Source organism: Acinetobacter dispersus, assembly GCF_009884975.1.
Taxonomy (GTDB): domain Bacteria; phylum Pseudomonadota; class Gammaproteobacteria; order Pseudomonadales; family Moraxellaceae; genus Acinetobacter; species Acinetobacter dispersus.
The window spans coordinates 2,042,198-2,065,590 of the sequence record NZ_CP041970.1 but is presented as its reverse complement, the minus strand read 5'-3'; the positions used below and the strand labels follow the sequence as shown (position 1 = coordinate 2,065,590).

Sequence of the window (23,393 nt, the reverse complement as noted above, 5' to 3'; positions counted from 1 at the left end):
CTTTGAAGACTTCCAGCTCGATATAATTGGCTATTAGAATGGATAGGCACAATTTTTTTAGTGCATAAACATAGCATTATAACAATTTGGATTGATACTGATTAAGCATGATAAAAGTAACAGCTACGATTATGCTTATAGCCAAGGTTGGCAAACTAATTAGAAGGATAACCAGAGATAGAAGAAGAGAAAATCTTTGTTTTATGTTACCTCTTCCCCAAAGTTGTAAGCTCTGATTTACGAAATTGGAGGTTGTCTGCTTTAAATTAAATGTACGACTCCATAGCCAGAAGGCCAAAAGAATCATACTGCAAAGAGCAAGCGAATAGATCATTAAGATGAGTTGATTGATCCAACCAAATAAAATACCAATATGCGCATCCACTCCCCAACGGGTTAGTTTGGCTGCTAGTGGAAAATCTTCAAATTTTAAATGATCAATCACTTTATTACTTTGCAGATCAATCGCGATACTATCTGCTTCTGTAGGCCAGCGACGACGTATTTCTGATACGGTCCATGCTGTATTAATCCTTGTAGGTGGCTTTATTTGAAGTTCAGAACTATGAATACCATTTTGTCTAGCAACCTGTAGCACTTGATCAAAATTTTCTGCTTTAATAAGTGGCTGATGGTTCATTGGGCCCGTATCGGTATGATGATGTACATGTCTATCAACCAAATGCGTACCCGAAAGAGAGCTGACGAGCGCTGGGGTCTGCCAACTCAAGGCTTGGCGAAGTATACGGATATTTTCTCCAGTCCATTTAGACCATGTCAAACCTGTGATCGCAACAATCAGCAAGAGTGGAAATAAAATAATTCCAATCGAGCTATGCCATTTTAAAACTTTTTTTCGGACAGTCTTGCTCTGATTAAAATGTTTTCTACGTATATACCAATGATAAAGCCCTGACAGACTGAGAATTGCTAACCAACTTGCGGCAAGCTCACTATAGAATCTTCCAACGTCACCCAGAAGTAAATTGCTGTGGAGTTGATCGATTAGCGTTCTTAAGGGGAGTACACCGCTCGTACCATAAACAGGTAATTGCCCCATAACCTCTAATGTATACGGATTCACAAAAACTGCTTGGTTATTCAGTTTATTTTCTGGATCTGAATAAATAACCCGAGTGGTTTGATCCGATGCAGGTGCTGGGCGTACCTCAGTAATTCTTGCTGATTCTGCCATCTTTGACTGAGCTGCAAGAACTTGCAGACTCAGTTGTTGTTGAGGGCGATTTTCACTGTGTATATACAACTGCTCCTTATAAAGATATTGCTCTAATTGCGGAGTGCTGACATACAGTAAGCCAGTAAACGCAGCAATAAAAATAAATGGCGCAACAAATATTCCTGCATAAATATGAACTAAGCGGAATAGATTTTGCCAATAAGAGGGTTGTTGGGGCATGGCAATCAGAAGTTAATTATGAGCTATTGGGGGGGAAGAAATTATAACTGTTTAGACCATATAGCACGATAGGGTAATGTTAATGCGTATTATAAGGTTGGCGGTTATATTCGATGCTGACAATATGTTTAAACTTTCATAAGTTTAATGGTTAAGGCTATATCAGCTTAGCTAGCCTTAACGCATTCATTCAAACATTTTAAAATTTCCATTGCACTGCCAATGATGCATTCAATGGTTCACCTGGTTGTATCCACATCTCACTATAACTCGCCGTGTAATAGGTTTTGTCCAAAAGATTATTCAGGTTGAACTGATAACGTATTTGCTCTCTTCGCGCATAGTAAGCATTTAAATTAATTAATGTATATTCAGGAAGATTGAATCCGTTATCGGTGCTATGACCGCTACGTTTCCCAACATAAACAGCTGTTGCCCCAATGCCTACATTTGAGTTGTTTGATAACGTCCATTCATAGTTTGTACTGATTGAACCACTATGTTTAGGAACGTTGCTTAAGCGGGAACCTTTAGCAAGCGTTTGATCCTTCTCAATTTGAGCATCTGTGTAACTATAGTTGGCGCGGAGTGATAACTGGTCATTCAGTTGTGTTTCGACATCTAGCTCTATCCCTTGGCTAGAGACTTCTCCCGCGGTTATCTGGAAGTTGTTATCTATTGGGTCTGTTGTGAGCACATTTTTCTTATCCATTTTGAATAATGCAACACTGATCAGACTTTGTGGGTTAAGTTGGTATTTACTGCCGATCTCATAACTTTGACCTTTTTCTGGGTCGAAGGTTTGATTATTGCGATCCATTCCACTATTAATTGCAAATGATTGGCCATAATTGGCATAGACTGACCATGCATCACTCAAACGATAGTTCAAACCAAAACGTGGACTAGTTTGTTGTAAGTCTTTTTGATTTGAGGTCGTGGCAATCTTATTCACAAATTCTTGTGTGACATGATCAAAGCGTAGACCAAGTAAAACACTCCATTGATCATTTAAAAATATCTGATCTTGGACATTGAAGGCGAAGTATTTTTGTCGATCCTCAGTGTCAATAAATAGGGGAAGGTCTGGTAAATATTTTCCATAGGTAGGTTGGTAAATATCAATGATGTTGGGTCTATCTGAACTGTGATTACGGCGTAGTTGCAATTGGCGATATTTCATTTGTCCTGTTTCAGCACTCAACAATATTTCATGTTTTGCCCAGTCTTGCTGGATCGTGCCTAACATTTCTGTTTGGAATAACACATCATCACTTTTATTATCCCGATAACGTCGCTGCCGCTCTAAAGTACGACCATCGCTTTGTATACGACGAGGTTCACTTGAAAAACCTTTTAACAAACTATCTTTCACACTTATAGCACTTTTGACTTTCCAATCGTCATTTAACTCATGCGTGAGTCGAATTTGATAAAAATTATCAGTTTGTAAATGATCTCCATCACTTGGTTCACCTGTATAGGTTTTTGGATTCATCACAATTTGTTTCTGATAAGCACTAATACCACGATCAAATAATCCTTCTACGCGAGTGAATTCTGTGTCTAAGTCCAATTGAGTTCGATCGGATAACTTCCAGCTTAATTGCGGAGAAAAAAACCAGCGTGAATTACTCACATAGTCCCGAAAACTCTGATTATCTTCATGTGCAATAGCAAAACGATATGCTAATTGGTCGTTAATAGGGGCGGTATGCTCAAAGCTAGCACGATATTTTTCTAGACTATTCGCTCGTAAATTGATTTGAGTAGATGATTCCCATGCAGGCTTTTTAGTATTGATATTGAGTAAACCACCTGTTTCTCCACGTCCATATAGCGCAGCCATTGGCCCTTTTAGAAACTCTAAAGATTCAATATTGACCATATCCCGAGACGCACTGAGACCGCGATTTACACTTAATCCATTACGAATAATTTGCGGCCCGATATTCGGGTCAGTACTAAATCCACGGAATGAGAAATTATCCCAGAAGCCGCCACCATAATTCGTTTGACTGAATACGCCGCTCACTTGATTTAAGGCATCATCTATACGTTGTACATCCTGCTGTTTTAAAACTTCCTGAGAAAGAAAGCTACGACTGGAAGGGGTATCAAGTACATCATGGGTAAATTTAGTTGATGCAGATGTTGTTAAGACATTTTGATCTGTTTTTTGTGCTTGTATGACAATTGTGGGAAGGGAACTCGTTGGATCAGATGTTTGTGCCCAGACTAAGTTTGAGAGTAATGAACATGAAGAAATTAGATAAAATTTGGAAAACATAGGGAGTAAATATCAATCAAGTGTAATGTTATATTATTACAATAAATTTTATTTTGCATTTTATTTCTTAAATATTTCAGAAGATTGGAGGTGCTTACTTATTCTAAGCACTCCCAATCACATATTTTTAAAAGAGCGAAAATTCACTTTCAATTAAAAATACTTAAGTAAGGTGATATGCTTGTTTCTATGTTTAAATTCAGAAAATTTAACAATAAGTGGATAGAGTAATACACTGAGTACTATAGCAATCGCCCAAAGCGTCGAAACGCCTTCTACACCGTAATATTCGCCGTAATTTTTACCAAAAATATTGACAGCAATAAGGTATAAAACTTTTAAAACATATAAGTGGACGATATAAAAAAACATCGGGACAGAACCAAATACAATTAAAGGCTTAACCCAATACTTACTTTCAACTTTTTGTAACAAAACTAATAGAATCAGTCCAACACCTACATTGAAAAGCGTGAATAGAAGTGAAGGTGGGTATTTAGTAAGATTCATAAAACTCATTGCAGTTTCAGTAAATGAAGGCATTACAAGCCAAGCTTGATCGCCATAAAAATTTAAATACCGTAAAAGAATAAAGGTTCCGATACTCGCTAGACCCAAGCTAAGTAAGAACTGATTCTTCTGTCGCATTGTTTTGGATTGATTAAATACTGTTGTACCAATGCAATATCCTAAAGTAATGATCCCTATCCAAGGCAAAACAGGGTAAGAAGTCCTAAAACGAATAGTATCTCCAATTATAATCCAGCCTCTTTCATGGAGGATTAACCACAAGTTATGCAGAATTGGAACATTTTCAAATGAAAGATGATCTAGTAAGTTATGGCCAAAAATTATCAGCAAGCTAATGGACCAAAGCAATTTTCTAGGTAACCCAATGAGAGCTGCGAGAGCGACCATGCTAATACCAATTGCCCATATGACTTGTAAATAAACAACGTCAGGTGGGAAGGTTCCAGTCCAAGCAAAGTTAATGACAATTAGCTCGAGGAAAATTAAGAATAATCCGCGTTTTAGAAGAAACTCTCGTGTCATGGCCAGATTATTCTTCGCTTGATAAAGATAAGCCGATAGTCCAGTTAAAAGCACAAAAACAGGCGCACATAAGTGAGCCAATATTCGACTTAAGAAAAGAGATTCTTCAGTGCCAGGGACAAGCATTGGATCAGGAACTTGATGGTGAAGGTAAAAGGTTTCTCTTACATGATCGACCATCATGATTAAGATAACCAATCCCCGAAGAGCATCAATTGCCTGTAAGCGTTGAGAAAATGTAGACATATATTTAGTAAATGACATTAATTGATATGTTATAATATATCAATTAATGGTTTAGGTCGTGTATACTTATAATAAAATACATATCCAGTTTGCTAATTATTTAGCTGAAAAATATCTATTAAAAATTTTAACTACAGCACATCATCAATGCTGCTAAATTTAAGTAAAACAATTAAATGGTTTAATTTTACAAGTCATGTTTTACACTTAATTTATTTTATCAATAATTTTGATAATATTTATATATTTTGTTTATATCCGATCGAGAAATTAATAAAATCAACTAAATCATCTTCAATATTTAACAGTTCATCAAATTTATTTTGACAGATATAACGAAAAATAATTTCATAAGCTCCGCCAATCGCCGCGTCATAAAATAAATCAGGAACAGCTACCCACAATTCAGGTTGTTTGATCTTTATAGCACTATGAATTAATTTAAGTCTTTTTCCTAATTCTGAAAAAATAAATTGCGTTGCTCTAAACATCGACTCCCAGCTTTCGGGAATTCAATTGCCCATGCCTTAGTGAAGTCCTGTTCACTAACACACAGTTGTAAATAGGCACGTAGAGAAGACCTGATCCATTGATCGCCGTTGCTTCCCTGAGCTTTGATATCTGTAAGCACTTGTTCATACAAGGCTTTTCGACCTAAATCATCAGCGGCAAGAAAACAATCTTCTTTATTTTCAAATATTTCATAAAATGCCTGTTTAGATACTCGTGCTGTTTTAACAATGTCAGCAATCGTTGTGGCAGCAAACCCCTTTTCAGCGAATACACTAATTGCTGCTTTAACCAAACGTCGACGTTGCTTTTCACGTGTTTCTTTGGTTAACAGGCTGGTACGGCCTCTGGGTAAGCCTGCAGCTTGAGTATCGTAAGCACCAGAAAGTTTTTCCACACTAAATCTTCTACAAATTTTTAATCTTAGCAAAGCTATCATTAACCCGTTTATTGCTCAAGATTGTTTTGTTTAAACAATCTTCAATTGAAAAATAAATATATAAGTTTCAATTGGATGAAAAATATTGATTGACTAAGAATGCAAAGCAATCTACAAAAGAACCAGTAAGTACTTTTGTGAATTGGAAATAATATGTCTACCTTAGAAGCTATTGAAATTAATCAATCTTCCACAGCACATCGTTTGAAAGCTTCTTTCCCTGTCAGACGCTTAAGTTTTGATTTCACCAGTTCAAAGCGTTATTGGTTTGATAATAATGCTTATTTCACCCATTTGATGAATGCAATGTCCGCTATTTTTCCTCAGGGGGAATTGATGCTAATAGAAGCTTTGAGAAATATTCGGGACAAAATTGATGATCCTCTACTTCAAGCAGAAATCAGTGCTTTTATCGGACAAGAAGCCATGCATGCTAAAGAGCATTTGGCATTTAATCGTTATGCTGATGAACAGCAGATTAATATCGATAAATTACAGAATGAAGTTAAAGCCTTGTACGCCATAATGCAAAAAATATTGCCGAGTATGCATATCATGTCAATTGGGTGTGCGATTGAACATATTACCGCAACCTTAGGGGCTGAACTTTTACGCAATGATCATTGGAATAATCGTTTAGTTGGTCCAGTTGCTGAACTATGGCTTTGGCATGCAGTTGAAGAAAATGAACATAAAGCAGTATTCTTTGATGCTTATGTCGCCTCAGGTGGGGGATATGTATCACGTATTTTTTATATGACCTTTGCAGGCAGTATTTTAACTTTCTTAATTGCAAATAACACACGACGATTGCTTAAAGCAGATCGAATGCTTTCTCTGCAAGGTATAGCGCAGTTCCTCAAAGAAGGAGTCGGTCATCGAGGATTATTAACCTTACAAACCGTTAAAGATTTTTTAGATTATTATCGACCTGATTTTCATCCTTTTGATCATGATACCAAGGCTTTAGAAAAACTCTGGCAGCAACGTTTGGATCTAAAAATTTAAATCTTAGGGAAATACATAAATGAAAACCACATCAAATATTGATGCAACTTATATTCAAGCACAATCAGAAGAAGTTGTAGAACGATTTCTGACTGCTTTGGTTGAACAAGATCATAATGTGATTAGTGAACTCCTTCATTCAGATGTGCTTTATACAAATGTTTCTTTACCGACTTTTAGAGGTGGAAAACGGGTTGCTGGTTTAATCAAACTTGCGCTCAGTAGCTCAAGAAAGTTACAAGTTAAAAATCATCAAATCGTAGCAAAAGGAAATATTGTACTCACCGAGCGTACAGATATTGTAGAAATTGGACCATTGCATATTGGATTTTGGGTATGTGGCACATTTAAAGTGGAGAATGGAAAAATAATTTTATGGCGTGATTATTTTGATTGGTTAAATCTTAGTAAGGGGTTGCTCAGAGGAGTTTTTGGGATAGGAATAGAGGGGTTTCGTCCCAAGATATAGATTTCTAAGATATTTTTGAAATTTTCGACTTTGGTGAATTGTGTATCTTCAAGTTTAAAAATAAGTAGTGTATTTGGCTGATAGTGTTTTTGCGAACAAAGTCCCGAAATGATATTTAATCTTATTTAATAAGTTCTAAAATAGAACTTTAAAAATAAAAGAGTTGAGTTGTTCGATGAAAGTTCTCGTATCAAGTAAAATGTCATCAGGAAAAATCAAAGATAAGATTAATCAAAAGATTGCTCAAACGGCAGGGGCTTTAATCGGAGTTGTAAAACCTGAAAAACAGGATTTATTACCAAGGGAATTTGAACTTAGTCCGCATGTATATTACAAACGTTTTGGTAGTACGCATTATGGAATTATGGTACCTGACTTGCCTGAACCATTAAGGTATTTATCGTGGGCATCCGTAATCGGTTATATTGGTTTTGCTATAACGGATTCAGAATACAAAATATCTCTGGATGGAAAAGGGGATACGGCATCATTGGTACATGGAACCGCTTTATCTACTTCAGATGATGCTTATCAAACGTATTCGATTAAACGTGATTTAACGTTTCAAAGAAAACCCTTTTCAGTTCAATTTAAAAATCACACATCTTTGACTCAGCATGGGAACAATTATTTATTAGAAACAGATCGTGATGATTTAAAAGTTGAATTAATACTTGAACCAACTCGAGCAATTACTTGGTTTGCACATAGTGAACTTTATAAGCATTTCAGTACGCTTATGCGTTATAAGGGATGTATAACACAACAAGGTATTAAAAAAAATGTTGACGGAATATGTACGTTAGAGTCATGGAAAGCAGTTTCTACATCCTTATTAAGGAATACTTGGTTAGTTGATAACATTCAGCTACCAGTAAAGATTTTTAGTTACCAAGTAATTAATATTGATGAAAAACAACAGCTTTTATTAGTTTTTGTTTGCTATCAAGATCAGCCTATCATAACATCTGTTTATTACCGTCATGTTGATGGTACATCAATACAATATAATGGCGAAGCTCATTTTGAGGTAATGGAATTAAAGCATAAGCCTGAAATTACGCCTGATGGTTTCTTGATGGATGTTCCAAAAAGTTTTGCATGGAGTGCATATCATAACGATAAGAAAATTTTAGATATTAACGCAAATGTTGATACCGAATATTGTTATGGTTTAGCAGCTGGATTTGTTTCTGCTTATCAGTGGCAAGGCGAGTTTTGTGACCAAAAAGTTAGTGGTAGGGGGTATTTAGAATATATTGATAGACGATAATCAATTTTGCTTTTGCTCAAGATGAGATATTAAAAATGGTCGCAGTAGTCGGTTTAGATTGTGAATTGAATGATATCAATACTTTAAAAAATTTTTGAAGACCATGTGTGGGCTATTTTTTAAAATAAATGTAAAAATAGACCCACTATCATTCCTCAAGACCTTAGGATGTTTGTATGGTCTCTAATTGCTTTAAAAATTTTAACTGATATCCAATAGTTTTGGGAAAATAAGGTTCGAAGTATGGATCAAAATGATCAGCGTCCATTTCGATTACCTGAAGTAATGGATTACCCGCATTTTTTATTTTTTCAGCTACGAATGGAGCTACCGTGTCACGCGTTGCACCAATGATTAACATCGGAATTTTTATATCTTTTAATTTTTTCCACGGTCGATAAAAGCTTACTGTTAATAAAGAACGTGCAGTTACACGATTATCATATTTCTTACCATTGTGAGCATTTAATGCCGTTTGAAGTGCTTCCCAAGCTTTATCTCTATCCATTGAGCCAAATTCTCCCGCCTCTGACAAAGTTGGTATATGTATTGGTGAGCCCGGTTTCATCAAATCTACAAAGCCTAGACTGATAAATTTTACTAATTTGGTGAATGGAACAGCCTGAACTGTTGCCAAACCATCTAACATCGGGACTTGGATAATGGCACCTTGTAAATCAGGATGCTGTGCAGCAAGGTCAACAACATGCCCACCACCAAATGAAGTGCCCCATAAATAAATGGCGTGTGCGTCTACTTGAGTTTGATTTTTTAGGTGTGCCAAAGCAGCATTAGCAGTCTTTACTCGTGTCCATGGATTAATATCCTGACGTGGCCAACCACCGCTTAAACCCCAACCAGGATAGTCAAATTCCATTACAGCAAATCCAGCTTTAATAAATTGATTAATGTAAGGTAGAGTTAGGGCTTGTTGAATGCTTCCCCATCCGCCAAGCATTAGAATTGCGGGATATTGCTTTTGATCTGTTTCCAGTGGGGTGTGGAGTGTCGCAGCACATGTTATACCATCCATCAAGAATGTAGATTTTTGAGCAGAGTTTTCTATTTTTGATATGTCTGGATAAATACGATTTGACATAATTTTCTCACTTATTTCTTTACTGTTAAAACGGTAACAAATTGAGTTAATTCACTTTTATTGTTTAAAAGGGTTCATGTGATTACCAAGAAAATATTGGAGTGAAATTGGTAAAGGACGAACACTACTCGCAATCACTTTATTCACTAAACCTGGTACGCACACAGGCTTACCGTTCATAACGGCATCCCAGCCTTCTTTGACAACTTCTTCAGGTTCTTGCCAAAGGACTGAAGGGAGGCTATTTGCTGCATCACGAGTCCCCATTACATCGTGAAATTCACTATATGTGAATCCAGGGCAAAGCGCCGTGACATGAATCCCTTGAGGTTTTAACTCCATATCCAGTGATTGAGAAATATCTAAGACATAATGTTTGATTCCCGTGTAGAGAAGACTTGCACCAGGAGGTGAAAATGCTGCGAGTGAGGAAAGGTTAATAATACGTCCCCAACCATTTTTCTGCATTTGAGGTAATACTCGGTGGCAAAGCTCTGTTACGCTCGTGATCATCAATTGGATTTCTGCTGCTAGTTTTGACCAAGGGGTTTCAGCAAATGCGGTTTTACCCGATAGACCTGCATTATTAATTAGAATATCTATCGTGATTCCTAAACTTTCTGCATAAGACATAATTTCAGCTGGTGCGGATGGATCATTCAAATCAGCAGCAAAAATATGGCAATTGATACTATATTTTTCAACTAATTCAGCAGCTAATTCTTTTAATCGCTCTTCACGGCGTGCGACTAATAACAAAGAATATTTTTCTTTAGCTAAATGGTGTGCAAATGCTTTACCAATCCCAGCAGAAGCACCTGTAATAAGTGCAGTATGAATTTTCATCGTCATTCTATTTACCTATATGAAATCTAAAATAGTCTTGGAATTTCTCGTGAACTGATCTGAAAACCATTCCGTTTACGACCAATATCGCCTCTATAAGGTGTATGAGGACCTGTTAATAAAAACGGATAAGGAATATGGCGTTGATTATGGGTAAAGCCATAAGTACCAATACCGAGATATAAGTTGGGTGAAACTCTTCTAATCTCATCGACCATATTGATGCTGCCGCAAACCGAGTGAAAATGACGATAAATAAGTTGGTAGGCAGGTCGGTTGTCGAAGCGAGAGGTGGCGATCATGGTCATCATTGGGTAGCACTGAATAATGCGATGCCCTTGTTGGAAAGTGTTGTAGCCTTGACCAGTTGTGGCATTTAAAGGTCTAAAGGCTTTACTCAGCCACCGTCGGAAAAAATTGTTTAAAGTGATATGACCTATTTTATCTGCCAGCCAAGTCGGTTGAGCTAACAGATATGCAGCATATTCACCATTCATTTCTTCCATAGTTGGAGCACGAAGTGTACGAAACAAATCAAGAAGTTCCTGTACCGAAAGTTTTAGTAAGTCTTCTTCTGTAAATTTTTTCTGCATATTCCTTCCTTTTTATTTTCTTGAATGTCATTCAAGATTAGTTTGAATTTAATCATTTCTTGAATGATATTCAAGAAGGTGTAAAATAAAACCGACAAATGGTTTTCTGAGCTATTCATGTTTATGCTGAGAAATAGGAGATATTGATGGCTCGTAATAAACGTCTACAAGACCGTGAAGAGAAACAAAAAGAAATTATGAGTGCTGCACGTACTTTATTCTTAAATGAAGGGTATGAAGCAACTTCTATGAGCCGCATTGCGAATATTGCAGGAGTCGCACCCAACACAATTTATTGGTATTTTAAAGATAAAGATGAATTATTAGTTAATATTCTAAATACTGAACTGATTGATCGATTTTTTACATATATTGAACTTCAAACAAAAAATATCATTGAGCGCATATTGTGGGTAATTGATCAATTTAAATTGGTAAAACAACTCGTGACTACAGTGCATGCCCGATTACATTTGTCTCCTGAAATCTATATTTGGCATGAACGCTTTCATATTCTTGTTGAAAATCTATTACGCCAAGAGTTGATACAATCTGGTGTAGAAGAGGGAAGAATTGAAGCTAAGGTAAAAATTGCGATTTTTACAGTAGAAGGATTGTTGGCGCATGAACTTACTGATGATGAAAAGCATGCGATTTGTAGCGAACTATTCAAATTATAGACTTTTGAATATCATGTTAGATTATTAAAAAAGCCCATCAGAACATGGGCTGGTGTCGGTAGAAATTTAGCAGCCAGTCTAATTTTATTGGCAATTTGGTCAAAATTTGTCCAATGCTAAATATAGTTGTTTTTGCCATTACTCCATGTAAAGCAACTTAATTGGCAATAATTAAAGTCCTTATTAAAGCTTAAAGCTCAATGATTGAAGAGATTAACAACTTACCTAATAAGTCTTTGGAATTACTAGAATATGAAAGAATTATTTTGCTTAGAGAAGAGCATTCTTTCTTGGAATACTCTTCATAAATCAAATTTTAATGAAGTTTAAGATTTAACTCTTTTTGCCAGCGTTGTTCTAGTTGTTTTGTATCGTAGTCAAATGGATGAAATGACGGACGAATATAATTGAGAAATTCTTTAAGGACTGAAATATTAAATAGCCCTGTTCTTGGGTGAGTGATTTGACTGATAGATTGCAAATGTTTTTTTGATAGAAACTTCTTATCTGCAATTAAAAGTCGGGCGGTTCCATAGGTCATTAATCCTGCAAAAATACTACATCCAAGGATCATCCATACAATTCGTCTTGTATAGCCACCGCCTGCAGCATGATAGGCATCAAAAAACACTGCTTTATGTTCATTCTCTTCAACCGCATGCCAAAGCCATAAATCACGTAGAGGACCAACCATCTTCTGATTCCACTCATCATTACGTAATAACTCTGCACCAAATGTTCCATTACAATGTTCAATTGCGCATCCGATTGCGATACGATCCATTAACGGTAAGGTTCTATCTAGTAGAGTATATATCTGAGTTAATTGTTGCTCAAAAGTTTCAATATCAATTCCATTTTGATCTGCATAACGATGATATGCAGTATGTTCTTTTGAATGCATGGCTTCTTGACCAATAAATGCGCTGATATCAGCTTGTAAAACTGGGTCAGTAATACGTACTCTAAGCGTACGAAGCATTCTTATTAAAAATAATTCTCCTTGTGCTGTTATAGCCGATAATGTATTTAAAAAATGACTATAAAGAGGATCTTTATCAAACCAATAACGTGTAGAAGGATCAAAATTAAATTTAATATTTCGAACAGGAAAGGAGGATTTTACTTTTTGTAGAGCGCTAATTGTAGTTGACATGTTGAATAATACTCCATTAAAGGGAAACGATGTAGTTGAGTACCATTTAGCGTCATAGATGAGACATAATGGATACCATACAAAAGAACTATTCGGTTCTTTTGTATGGTATTAAGACTATATTTGTCAACATATTTATGACAAGAAGTATTGTCAAAATTTCTATTGTTAAATATTTTTTATATATTTCATATGCTTGATCATATTTTTATCTAATTTTATTTAATTTGCATTTAGTTCTTAAAATTCAATTTAGCAGACAAAAGAAAACCTCTACCAGTACTTGATAAATTAATCATAGTTCTAGTAGAAGTTTTAATATCTAGTCAGTTATATGCAGCATCTTCTGTGTGACACTATTAATTAAACTAGGCCGTTTTCTCTTGCACTGTAAAAATATAGTCTTTCAAGTCGAAATGGCGGCTTTTCCAGGCGGCTTCTAGTGTGGTGGAAGCACGGAAGGGCACATCACCTTGCTTTGTAAAATAGTAACTGTTAGAACCCTGACAGCTTGGGTTGGCAAATACCTGACGATCCTTGCGTGACAGGATGTCTGTCATGTAGGCATCCTGCGCGGATTTTTTCACTTCAACAGCCACGGCACTTCGCTTTTTGGCTTCTTTCAACACACGAACAATATGTGCTGCGCTGTTTTCAATTAGGGTGAAGAAAGACGCGCCGTTATAGCCGTATGGACCAAAAATGGTAAAAATGTTGGGGAAGCCAGCTACAGTAATCCCTTGGTATGATCGTAAGCGGTTTTCTTCCCAGTCGTCAGCTAGATTAACGCCATTTCGCCCAAAAGCGGCATAGGTTGGGAGAGCATCCTTGTCAGTTACCTTAAAACCGGTAGCCAGAATTAGCACGTCCAGTTCATGTTCTACACCATTACTAGTGCGAATGCCTTTTGGAGTGATTTCTACAATGCTGCTGGTTTCTAGTACCACGTTATCACGGTTGAAAGTCTTCAGGTAGGTGTTATGGAAGCTTGGGCGCTTGCAGCCAATCGCATAATTGGGGGTTAGCTTTTGACGGATTGCTGGGTCGTGTACCTGCGCGGCCACATAGGCGCGGGCAGCTTTTTCAATCAGTTCCGTACCGGGAATCAGGCTGTGATAATGAGCCATCACTGGAAAGGTGAGTTCTACAAAGGCCTGACTGGCAAGACGAGATATTCCTTTTACCCCTGGTAAGGACTTCAAGCCTCGGCGTGCGGTGCTAGAAAGAGAGAAATCTGGCTTTGGTAAACACCAGATAGGGGTACGCTGGAAGACGGTCAGTTTTTTAACTGTAGGTGCAATCGCTGGAATCACCTGTACTGCAGTTGCACCTGTACCAATAATACCCACACGCTTGTCTGTTAAATCAACCGAGTGATCCCAGCGGCTGGTGTGCATCGTCTTACCTTTGAAGCTTTCAATACCAGAGATGTCAGGTAGTTTGGGTTGGCTTAATGGCCCGCCAGCATGGATCAGCCAACGTACGGATAAGTTGCCACTGCTTGTTTCTAGATGATATAGGCTTTCATTTTCTTCAAATACAGCTTTTTGTACGCGTGTATTAAAACGGAACAGTTTGGTTAGATTATATTTGGCCACACATTTCTCGGCATAGGCTTTCAGCTCTTTGCCTGGGGCATAGCTACGAGACCAACTATTGCCTTGTTCAAAGGAAAATTGGTAACTGAATGATGGAATATCAACTGCCACACCTGGATAAGTATTCCAGTGCCATACACCACCAGGCCCACTGGCATCATCAAGGATGATAATATCTTCAAAACCTGCTTTGCGAAGTGCGATAGCTGTACCAATGCCTGAAAAACCGGCACCGACAATAACGATCTCATGATGTTCAGTCATATTGAATTCTCCATCTTATTACTTTTGTATTCATCTACTAGGGTACCTACATGTAGTAGCCCTTAGGTTATCTGCTTGGGCAATATTGCTTAGACAAGTTTTTATAAGCTATAGAGAATAGATATTTACCACAAGTACCAAATAGTACTTTTGGTATTAGCACTTATGCCAAACAATCATATAAACACTTTTTGTCACATTCCCAAATGTGGTTTCAAATGACCTTTGGCTAAGGACTTAGGTCGGGATTCTATTGCGGCTGCATTATTTTCATTTACTGCTTGTGCAATACGGATTGGTATTTTTTCTCTAGTCTGGGGAGAAATTAATTCTTTATTAATTGCTATTTCTACCCAACCATGGTGGAGTCTTTTAGTTGGAATTCGTGTGCATTGCTTTGTTAAGTAATTTTTGCGCTAACAATCTGTCTATCCGGTTTGTTAGGAATGGAGATTGCTGGGCAGATTATCTCTTCATTATTAATTGACCATTTGGGACTGTTGGGAGCAATTGAAGTCCAATTTATTATCTAGAACTCATTTTACCGCTAGTCATGATAGTCGGTCTGGAAATTATTATATTAGGTGATGAGTTATCTTTTAAAATCTTTAGCTAGCTGTTTAAAATATCTAGTGAAATGTTCATTTAGATTTTACAGAATGATGGAATAGTTAGGGCTGCTCTATTTGTTCTACTTTAAACAAGCTCTTTAAAGAAACTAACGTACCTCTCTGAGTGGCATTTTTATTGAATATAAAGAGTTACAAACTCTTTATATTCAACTCGTAGATATATTATTTTTTTATTCTATTTTCGATAGCAAACTTGAGTAACGCTGAACTACGATAAAAACCATGTGCGAATTTTCCAAATGGCATGGTAATAAAGAAGGTCATAACCGTGGCTAAATGGAAAATCAGTAAAAGTGCCATATAAGGCGTATCACGCAATGCCATGAGTGCTAGCCCTGAAGCGCTAACGATAAGTAGAAGGAATATAAAGCCTCGATCTACAGGTTTTTGTTCAAGGTCACCATGCAACGGATGACGCTTAAGATTTAAATAGAGCAAACCAAATGGTCCGACAACTAAGCCAATGCCACCTAAAGTGCCTAAAAATACTGGCAAGCTTAGGTAAGGATAAGGTGCATGTAGGTCAAGGAAATAGTGATATAAAGTCGCTACACCTGTGGCCGCAAAACAAAGCATAAAGCCGTAAAAAGTTAGGTGATGGAACACACGGCGGATTTGTGTGTAACGGTCATCTTGCTCATTACAGCCTTTGCCATGTCCACCATCTAAATATTTAAGCGTTAATACATTTTGGGTGGCTTGAACCAGATCGGGTTTCTCAACTTTGCCATGAATGACTTTAGACGTTTGTCGCCAGAATTTGCTAATTCCAATGCCAAGCAGCACAATCGCAACTGTAAAGGTTGCTCCAAACAATAGTGCTAAAAAGTTATGCGGGAAAATTGCATAGAAATTACCTTGGTAGCTAGCAAACAGATCGGTACCTTTGTACCACACCACAGCTAACATGCAAAAAAAGAAAATGAGTGTTAACGCCGAGACAAAAGGAATACCTACAGATTTATAAAGTCGACCTAAAGGTTGTGGCGTCGCAAATTCTTGATAAGTTTCTAAACGAACTTGCGCCATCGCTTTTGGAATATTTACACCAAACTCGTGTGGTGGGGCATATTGGCAAGCATGTAAGCAGGCACCACAGTTATGGCACAGATTCGCGAGGTAATGAATGTCGGCTTGATTAAACTCAAGGCGTTTGGTCATGGCTGCAAAAACAGCACAAAATGACTCACAGTATCGACAAGCATTACAAATCTGTAATGCTCTTTGAACTTCCTGCTCATGGCCCGAGAGCTGTACAACTGGAATGAGGGTTTTAGTACGAGCAATCATGTTCAAATCCTTTTGAAAGTGCATAGTGGGCTGCATTTTTTCCGGCAATGCGTCCAAAGGTTGTGCCGATCGACATGCCAACGCCTGCGGTATAACCCTGACCGAGTACGTTACCTGCCATCATTTCACCTGCGACAAACAGGTTGCGGCTGGCTTTATTGTTAAAACGCACAGCAGCATCATCTTCGACTTTTAAACCTAAATAGGTAAAGGTAATGCCAGGTTTAAGCGCATAGGCATAGAATGGTGGTTGATCGAGAGGAACGGCCCAGTGGGTCTTGTTGGGAACAATATTTTCGGTGCTGCAATCATCTAAAACGGTATGGTTAAAGGTGCCTTGCACACAGGCTTGATTAAATTCTTCTACGGTATGGCATAAGGTTTTTGCATCCAGCCCGATTTTTTCAGCTAACTCTTGAATGCTATTTGCTTTTACACCAGCAAATACAGGTGGCATAAAGCGACCAATGGCTTTTGAGTCAATAATGGAATAGGCAATTTGCTGGGGTTGTTTGGCAACAAGGCGGCCCCAAATCGCATAACGTTTTGGCCAAAAGTCTTCGCCTTCATCGTAAAAACGTTCGGCTTGGTTATTGACCACAATTCCCAGTGAAACGCAGTCAATACGGGTGCAGATGCCGCCATCATATATCGGTGCTCTTGCATCTACAGCGACGCAATGCGATTGCGATGGGTCACCAATAATATCTGCACCTTGATCTATCATAAATTTGAGTAAGTTGCCTTGATTAAAGCGGGTTCCGCGAATAATGAAATTATCGGCAGGCCATTCGCCGTTTTCATTTTGTCCCCATGCTTCTCTTAACCATTCCAAATTTGACTCAAAACCACCTGCTGCCAGTACACAGCTTTTCGCTTTAAATACACGGTCATCTTCTGCAATTGCGGCTTCAAAATGTCCTTGGTCTAACTTTAGATCTTTAATTCTTGTGTTATATAAAATTTCGATGCCAAGTTCTTGGGCACTACGGTAATAGGCATTTATGAGGGCTTTACCACCACCCATAAAAAAGGCATTGGTACGCGCAACATGTAAAGCACCCGATAGTGGCGGCTGAAAATTGACACCATGTTTACGCATCCAGTCGCGACAGGTCGCCGTGCTACGAATCACCAGACGAGCTAAGTGCTCATTGGTTTTTCCGGCAGTGACTTTAAGTAGATCTTGCCAATATTCTTCTTCGGGGTAGGCATCAACCAATACATCTTGAGGCGCATCATGCATGCAGCGAAGGTTACGAGTGTGTTGTGAGTTACCACCACGCCATTCTTTAGGTGCTGCTTCTATGACAAGCACAGACGCGCCACTTTCTTTTGCCGTGAGCGCGGCACACAGTGCGGCATTCCCACCCCCAATTACAATCACATCATGCATGGATTTCTCCCTTTTTCAGCTAGGGCTAATGTAGCTTTAAAAGGGAAGATGAAGTGAGAGGCTAAGCTTGAATGGGTGTTTAGTAAAAATAAACACTAATGGCTTAAGTGTTTATAAGTTTCGCACCGGGCCAACGCTTTTCATTAATCAGGTTGGTCACACAAGCACGAATCACCACTTTGGTGGCTAGAGTAGCAGGTGAGAGCTCTTCTTCAGACAGACTAATCAAATAGTTAATGCGTTCAATGGCAGGTTCTACAATACGCAGTAAACATAGGTCTTGTCGTGAGTTTAATGAGGCACCCGCAGGTTGGATGGTTGCCATTTCGAGTTGGCTAATGCTTTGCATTAACACATGCAACCCATCAATTTCATAGGCCACTTTAAGTTGATGAATTTTCTGTTCGAGCAACAAACGTAGTCCATGTCTTTGACTCGGTAAAATTAGCGGAAGCTCTTTAAGCTCTGAATGAGTAATGGTTTGAGTGTCTATACAGCTTTCAAGATGGTACTGACTCAGTACTTCTTTAGGTGAAATTAAAAACATCTGTTCTTTGACTAAAGACTGTATGGCCCACTGTGGATCGACATCGTCACTAAAGATGATGGCAACATCGAGCTGCCTTGCATTAACTAATGCCTTCAGGTCACCCGATAAGCCTTCAATTAAACGGACTTTAATGTCGGGATAACGGTTTCTCATAAGTTTTAAAAAGTGCGTGCCTATAACCGACGCGACACTTGGCGAAAAACCGACGGTGACATGACCACTTAAACGTGAAGAATGCGCAGAGTCTACGGCATGGTCTAAGTGCCTAAGTGCAAGTTGAACCTGTTGAAAAAAAGCTAAACCCGCTGGGGTGGGAACCGTACCCAAAGCAGTGCGTTGTAACAGGCGAATAGAAAGCTCACTTTCTAATTTTGAGATTTGCTGACTTAATGCAGAAGTTCCAATATCGAGATTTTTTGCAGCTTTACCCAAGCTTCCTGACTCGATCACCGCAATAAAATACTTGAGTTGTTTGAGTTCCACGGCAAATACTACATTGTCCTTTATTGGTTATTCTACACTGGTTTATTGCTATACATTTTGTTCTATTACGTTGTGTAAACCACTAACAGAGTAAAGGCAACATCAGCTCAAGATGTTGCCTTTTAGCGCTTTTATTGTTTAACCTGCTCAAGACCCTGTTCTTCAATAATTTGTGTTGCTTTAGGCGATTTCACAAATTTGATGAGTTCTTTTGCGACTTTTTCATGTTCAGAGTTTTTACCAATGCCCGCCGCAAACACAGTGACTTTTTGATAAGGCGCAGGAATTGGGCCGACTAAATCAACTTGACCATATTGGCCAGTAAACGGTTTGATTTCACTGATTTGCTGGAACCCAATATCAAACTGTCCTTCGGCAATACGTTTGGCAACGCGATCACCGACCACTTTTTCTGCTTTACCAGCAATCACTTTGTACTCGACAGGTGGGAAGCTTGGAAAAACATCTTTTTCAAGATGGGTGCCGCTTGCACTTGCTGAATAGCCGATATGCTTAGCATTGAGTAAAACTTTTTCGAATTTTGCCGCAGAGCTAATATCTGGTTTTGGGGCGCCTTTAGGCACAGCCATTCCAATGCTTGAATTGACTAAAGCACGTTGTGAATCTGGGTCGACATACCCCTTTTCTGCGAGCTTATTGAGTTCAGGAGCCGCCAACACCACCACATCAAAACGTTCACCGCGATCGAGTCGATTGGGAATTGCGGTTGGTGACGCACCCATGGATGAACCAGACGAAAGATGTACGGTATGGCCTGTCTGCTTTTCAAATATTGGAATGAGTTTTTCCATAGATGAATAGAAACCGCCTGAGCTAATCACTTCGAGGGTATCTGCGTAAGCAAGCGTTGAGCCTAAGCCTGCACCAGCCAGACAAATGGTCATCAAGATAGGGGACGTTTTCATAGTGCCTCACTTTAAGTACAAACAAGAAAAGTACGGAGATTTATGGGCTGCCGTACTGTTCATTAAAATTTCAGGTTAAGTCGTTGTTTTAAGCGCTAACCTTGGCTGGTTCAGCAATTGGATCCGTATTTTTCTGTTGAGAACCACGGCATAAATACAAGCTTGAGACTAAGCTACATACCGCAGCGAGCATCAGCCAGAACGCAGGGGTACTTGCGTTACCTGTGTTTTCGACTAGGAAAGTACAGGCCATTGGGGTCATGCCACCAAAAATCGCGGCTGCAAGGCTGAATGCCAAAGAGAAGCCAACGGTACGAACACGTTTTGGCATTACTTCGGCAAGTGTTGCGACCATGGTGCCGTTGTACATACCAAAGAAGAACGAGAAGTAAGCAAGCGTAATCAGTAGGTTTGAGAAACTGATGTCACTGACCAACCAGCTTAAAACTGGATAAGTGGTCAAGATGGCAAGGGAAGTAATGCCGACGAGAACTGGACGACGACCAATTTTGTCTGAAAGCAAGCCACCCATAGGTAACCAAAAGAAATTTGATAATCCCACAAATACGGTAGCTAAGAGGCTATCTGTTACCGACATTTCTAAAGTACGCTTTGCGTACACTGTGGTGTAAACCGTAATGAAATAGAACGTGGTTGTGGTCATCGCACTCATCATCATACCTGCAAGTACGATGCGCCAGTTGCTTGCTAATGTGCTGAAAATTTCTTTTGAAGAGGGATGAGTCTTTTGTGCTTTAAAGTCCTCTGTTTCCTCTAAAGTACGGCGGAACAAAAAGATTAGAGGAATAATCAAGCAACCAATCAGGAATGGAATACGCCAGCCCCATTCGCCGACCTGAGCGTGAGTTAAGACGGTATTTAGCCAATAACCTAGTAATGCTGCGAATACAACCGCAATTTGTTGGCTGCCAGACTGCCAGCTGGTAATAAATCCACGGTTTTTATCAGTTGCAATTTCAGCCAGATAAATCGATACACCGCCAGATTCCACACCCGCGGAGAAACCCTGTAACAGGCGGCCAATTACCACTAATATCGGTGCAATAATACCAATAGTTTCATAGCCTGGCACAAAGGTAATCAGAATGGTGCCAATGGCCATAAGGCTTAAGGTAACAATCAAACCTTTACGTCGCCCGACTCTGTCAACATAGGCACCTAAGAAAATAGCGCCAAGTGGTCGCATTAGAAAACCCGCAGCAAACACGGTAAATGTCATCATTAAAGAGACATATTCGTTCTCAGAGTGGAAAAACTTTGCTGCAATATAAGTAGCGTAGAAGCCAAAAAGAAAAAAATCATATTGTTCTAAAAAATTGCCACTGGTTACATTTAATATTTTTTTAAAAGTAGCTGTGCGATTATTTGCGACATCCATTAAAGACCTCCTTGGCCTGATAAAATGGAAACGTTCACAATTTTCAGTTTTTGGATATAAATTGATCTACCCCATAGACCCTAATATGAAATGGGTGAGAGATGAGATATTGAACTATCCTTTGTAGAAAATGTGCTGCCTTGTTTCCAGTTCAAACTACACGTCAATATTCTGATAAACAGAAATCTACTTATCATTCGAAAAGAAATGTAATCCTAAAAAGGGAAAAGGAGTGAGAGGGCAAAATTAATGAGGTATTTAATAAAATTAATGACCCTTTAAAAAATAATCTCTGAACATGGCCAAATTTGATTTTGGATCAAGTCTTTGACACAAGCTTTAATTGCGGCTTTGGCGGCGAGTGCAGCAGGTGATAATTCTTCTTCAGCAAGGCTGACCAAGTAATTGATTCGTTCAACTTCTGGGTCAATCAATTTTAGTAATTTTATCTTGTGCTTATACTCTTGTAAGCAGGCGCTTCCAGGACGAATACTTGCGAGGTCAAGGTGAATAAGGCTATCCATAAGCAAATGTAAGCCATCAATTTCATAGACGACATTGAGCTGTCCAATCTTGTGCTCAAGGAATTTTCTTAAACTGTGACGCTGACGTGGCAGCACCAACGGAATGTTACCAATTTGTTGGGATTGGATAATGCTGTTATTAATGCATTCAGAAAGACCATATTTTTCGAATACTTCTGTACGCGCCATTAAATACATTTGTTCACGTACCAAAGGTTGTATTGACCATTGTTTATCAACTTCGTTGGTAAAAATTATGGCGATATCAAGTTGGCGTGAATTAATCGACTGAATTAGATTCCCTGAAAGTGTCTCCACAATTTCCAGACGAATGTCTGGATAACGTTCAGACATTAATTTCATCAAAGGTATACCAATCAAAGCAGTAATAGTCGGTGGGAAACCTAAACTAACATGGCCTGAAAGTCGGGCTGAATGAGCAGCGTCAACAGCAAAGTTTATTTGACGCAAAATAAGTTGAGAGTGCTTTAGAAATGCAAGGCCAGCCGGAGTAGGCGTGACCCCAAAGGCATTACGCTGTAATAGACGAATACTTAATTCCTGTTCGAGCTTACTCATTTGCTGGCTAATTGCGGAAGCACCGACATCAAGTTTCTGAGCTGCTTTACCTATGCTGCCGGCTTCAACCACAGCCAGAAAATACTTTATTTGCTTGATTTCCATTAAAATGTATTCTTTTCGTCCTATGCCTTAGATGGTTCTATAAAGCAAATTAATCAATAAAGTAGATGTTATCAGTGTTGCTAGAAAAATGTTTAAGTGATGTTGAAAATTGACAAAATGATATTTAAAAAATACTCCGTAGAATAATCATACAAGTGTTTATTATACAGGCCAAACTTTAACAGGAGAGAATAGACCAAGGCCGTTGATTTCACGCTACAAGCAAATCACAATAGAGTAATCCAATTGCTCATAAAGATTTTGTACTCACTCTTATAATTTAACGATATACAAGTAGTTCCACTAACTCTTTTACAGTAAGAGTTTTTATCTGGTTGAAAAATGTACGCAAAGCTAATGGGACAAGATTGAGTAAATTTGAGTTGTATAAAAATAAAATTTAAACAAAACATGTCGTTATGGGGTTGATTCAACTGTCGTCATCCCACCAAATACTTAAATCAAGCTGAATCACATACGTTTATAGCTAATAAAAATAATTTAATTTCAATTATTTAGATTTTATTTTCTTGTTTATTCGATATGATCTGACCTAATTTTTGCTTTT

At 38.3% G+C, this 23,393-nt stretch carries 20 protein-coding genes; 4 read left to right on the top strand and 16 right to left on the bottom strand.

Annotation, left to right across the window (positions count from 1 at the left end; genetic code table 11):
• Positions 1-76: 76 nt before the first annotated feature.
• The 5 genes from FPL17_RS09400 to FPL17_RS09385 form a co-directional block, all read right to left on the bottom strand.
• Positions 77-1,417: a PepSY-associated TM helix domain-containing protein gene (locus FPL17_RS09400; RefSeq protein ID WP_151714931.1), complete on the bottom strand. Its 1,341-nt coding sequence runs from the start codon at positions 1,415-1,417 to the stop codon at positions 77-79.
• A gap of 199 nt (positions 1,418-1,616) precedes the next feature.
• On the bottom strand, positions 1,617-3,707 hold the full coding sequence (locus FPL17_RS09395) for a TonB-dependent siderophore receptor (protein WP_159884713.1): 2,091 nt from the start codon (positions 3,705-3,707) through the stop codon (positions 1,617-1,619).
• Between the two features lie 153 nt (positions 3,708-3,860).
• The gene (locus tag FPL17_RS09390; protein ID WP_151715005.1) at positions 3,861-5,006 is read right to left on the bottom strand and encodes an acetyltransferase domain-containing protein; all 1,146 of its coding nucleotides are present in this window, start codon (positions 5,004-5,006) and stop codon (positions 3,861-3,863) included.
• Between the two features lie 239 nt (positions 5,007-5,245).
• Entirely contained in the window at positions 5,246-5,497 is a 252-nt protein-coding gene (locus tag FPL17_RS19000; RefSeq protein ID WP_228277567.1) for a hypothetical protein, read from the bottom strand.
• A complete protein-coding gene (locus FPL17_RS09385; RefSeq protein ID WP_228277566.1) occupies positions 5,461-5,913 on the bottom strand; it encodes a TetR/AcrR family transcriptional regulator in 453 nt (150 codons plus the stop codon). Before FPL17_RS09385 ends, FPL17_RS19000 begins: the two co-directional genes overlap by 37 nt.
• Before the next feature lie 195 nt (positions 5,914-6,108).
• Between FPL17_RS09385 and FPL17_RS09380 the strand changes: the two genes are divergently transcribed.
• From FPL17_RS09380 to FPL17_RS09370, 3 genes are all read left to right on the top strand, one after another.
• The gene (locus FPL17_RS09380) at positions 6,109-6,963 is read left to right on the top strand and encodes a metal-dependent hydrolase (RefSeq protein ID WP_151714928.1); all 855 of its coding nucleotides are present in this window, start codon (positions 6,109-6,111) and stop codon (positions 6,961-6,963) included.
• Between the two features lie 19 nt (positions 6,964-6,982).
• Positions 6,983-7,432: a limonene-1,2-epoxide hydrolase family protein gene (locus FPL17_RS09375; protein WP_159884711.1), complete on the top strand. Its 450-nt coding sequence runs from the start codon at positions 6,983-6,985 to the stop codon at positions 7,430-7,432.
• Positions 7,433-7,607: 175 nt separating this feature from the next.
• Positions 7,608-8,705 (top strand): DUF6670 family protein, encoded by a 1,098-nt coding sequence (locus tag FPL17_RS09370; protein WP_151714926.1) that lies wholly within the window; start codon positions 7,608-7,610, stop codon positions 8,703-8,705.
• A 163-nt stretch (positions 8,706-8,868) separates the two neighbouring features.
• On the opposite strand, the gene FPL17_RS09365 is transcribed toward FPL17_RS09370, so the two are convergent.
• Genes FPL17_RS09365 through FPL17_RS09355 form a run of 3 tightly spaced genes read right to left on the bottom strand, consistent with a single transcriptional unit; the run spans position 8,869 to position 11,243 of the window.
• On the bottom strand, positions 8,869-9,804 hold the full coding sequence (locus tag FPL17_RS09365) for an alpha/beta hydrolase (RefSeq protein WP_151714925.1): 936 nt from the start codon (positions 9,802-9,804) through the stop codon (positions 8,869-8,871).
• A 57-nt stretch (positions 9,805-9,861) separates the two neighbouring features.
• A complete protein-coding gene (locus tag FPL17_RS09360) occupies positions 9,862-10,656 on the bottom strand; it encodes an SDR family NAD(P)-dependent oxidoreductase (RefSeq protein ID WP_151714924.1) in 795 nt (264 codons plus the stop codon).
• Positions 10,657-10,676: 20 nt separating this feature from the next.
• Positions 10,677-11,243 carry a hypothetical protein gene (locus FPL17_RS09355; protein WP_151714923.1) on the bottom strand — a complete coding sequence of 189 codons (567 nt, stop codon included), beginning with the start codon at positions 11,241-11,243 and terminating at the stop codon, positions 10,677-10,679.
• Positions 11,244-11,389: 146 nt separating this feature from the next.
• Here FPL17_RS09355 and FPL17_RS09350 point away from each other — a divergent pair, with 146 nt between their 5' ends.
• Complete coding sequence (locus FPL17_RS09350; RefSeq protein ID WP_151714922.1) at positions 11,390-11,923, top strand: TetR/AcrR family transcriptional regulator; 534 nt, start codon at positions 11,390-11,392, stop codon at positions 11,921-11,923.
• Positions 11,924-12,239: 316 nt separating this feature from the next.
• Here FPL17_RS09350 and FPL17_RS09345 read toward each other — a convergent pair whose 3' ends face one another.
• The 8 genes from FPL17_RS09345 to FPL17_RS09305 form a co-directional block, all read right to left on the bottom strand.
• Positions 12,240-13,079, bottom strand: a complete 840-nt coding sequence (locus FPL17_RS09345; RefSeq protein WP_151714921.1) for a metal-dependent hydrolase — start codon at positions 13,077-13,079, stop codon at positions 12,240-12,242.
• A gap of 368 nt (positions 13,080-13,447) precedes the next feature.
• Positions 13,448-14,941 carry a flavin-containing monooxygenase gene (locus FPL17_RS09340; protein WP_159884709.1) on the bottom strand — a complete coding sequence of 498 codons (1,494 nt, stop codon included), beginning with the start codon at positions 14,939-14,941 and terminating at the stop codon, positions 13,448-13,450.
• A gap of 794 nt (positions 14,942-15,735) precedes the next feature.
• A complete protein-coding gene (gene tcuB / locus FPL17_RS09330) occupies positions 15,736-16,863 on the bottom strand; it encodes a tricarballylate utilization 4Fe-4S protein TcuB (protein ID WP_159884707.1) in 1,128 nt (375 codons plus the stop codon).
• Positions 16,847-18,259 carry an FAD-dependent tricarballylate dehydrogenase TcuA gene (gene tcuA / locus FPL17_RS09325; RefSeq protein ID WP_159884705.1) on the bottom strand — a complete coding sequence of 471 codons (1,413 nt, stop codon included), beginning with the start codon at positions 18,257-18,259 and terminating at the stop codon, positions 16,847-16,849. Before tcuA ends, tcuB begins: the two co-directional genes overlap by 17 nt.
• A gap of 103 nt (positions 18,260-18,362) precedes the next feature.
• Positions 18,363-19,292, bottom strand: coding sequence for a LysR family transcriptional regulator (locus tag FPL17_RS09320; RefSeq protein ID WP_159884703.1), 930 nt, complete (start codon positions 19,290-19,292; stop codon positions 18,363-18,365).
• Between the two features lie 131 nt (positions 19,293-19,423).
• Positions 19,424-20,218, bottom strand: a complete 795-nt coding sequence (locus FPL17_RS09315; protein WP_216070841.1) for a substrate-binding domain-containing protein — start codon at positions 20,216-20,218, stop codon at positions 19,424-19,426.
• Between the two features lie 88 nt (positions 20,219-20,306).
• Complete coding sequence (gene tcuC, locus FPL17_RS09310) at positions 20,307-21,617, bottom strand: MFS transporter (RefSeq protein WP_070076330.1); 1,311 nt, start codon at positions 21,615-21,617, stop codon at positions 20,307-20,309.
• Positions 21,618-21,895: 278 nt separating this feature from the next.
• Positions 21,896-22,825, bottom strand: coding sequence for a LysR family transcriptional regulator (locus FPL17_RS09305; RefSeq protein ID WP_151714916.1), 930 nt, complete (start codon positions 22,823-22,825; stop codon positions 21,896-21,898).
• Between the last annotated feature and the right edge of the window lie 568 nt (positions 22,826-23,393).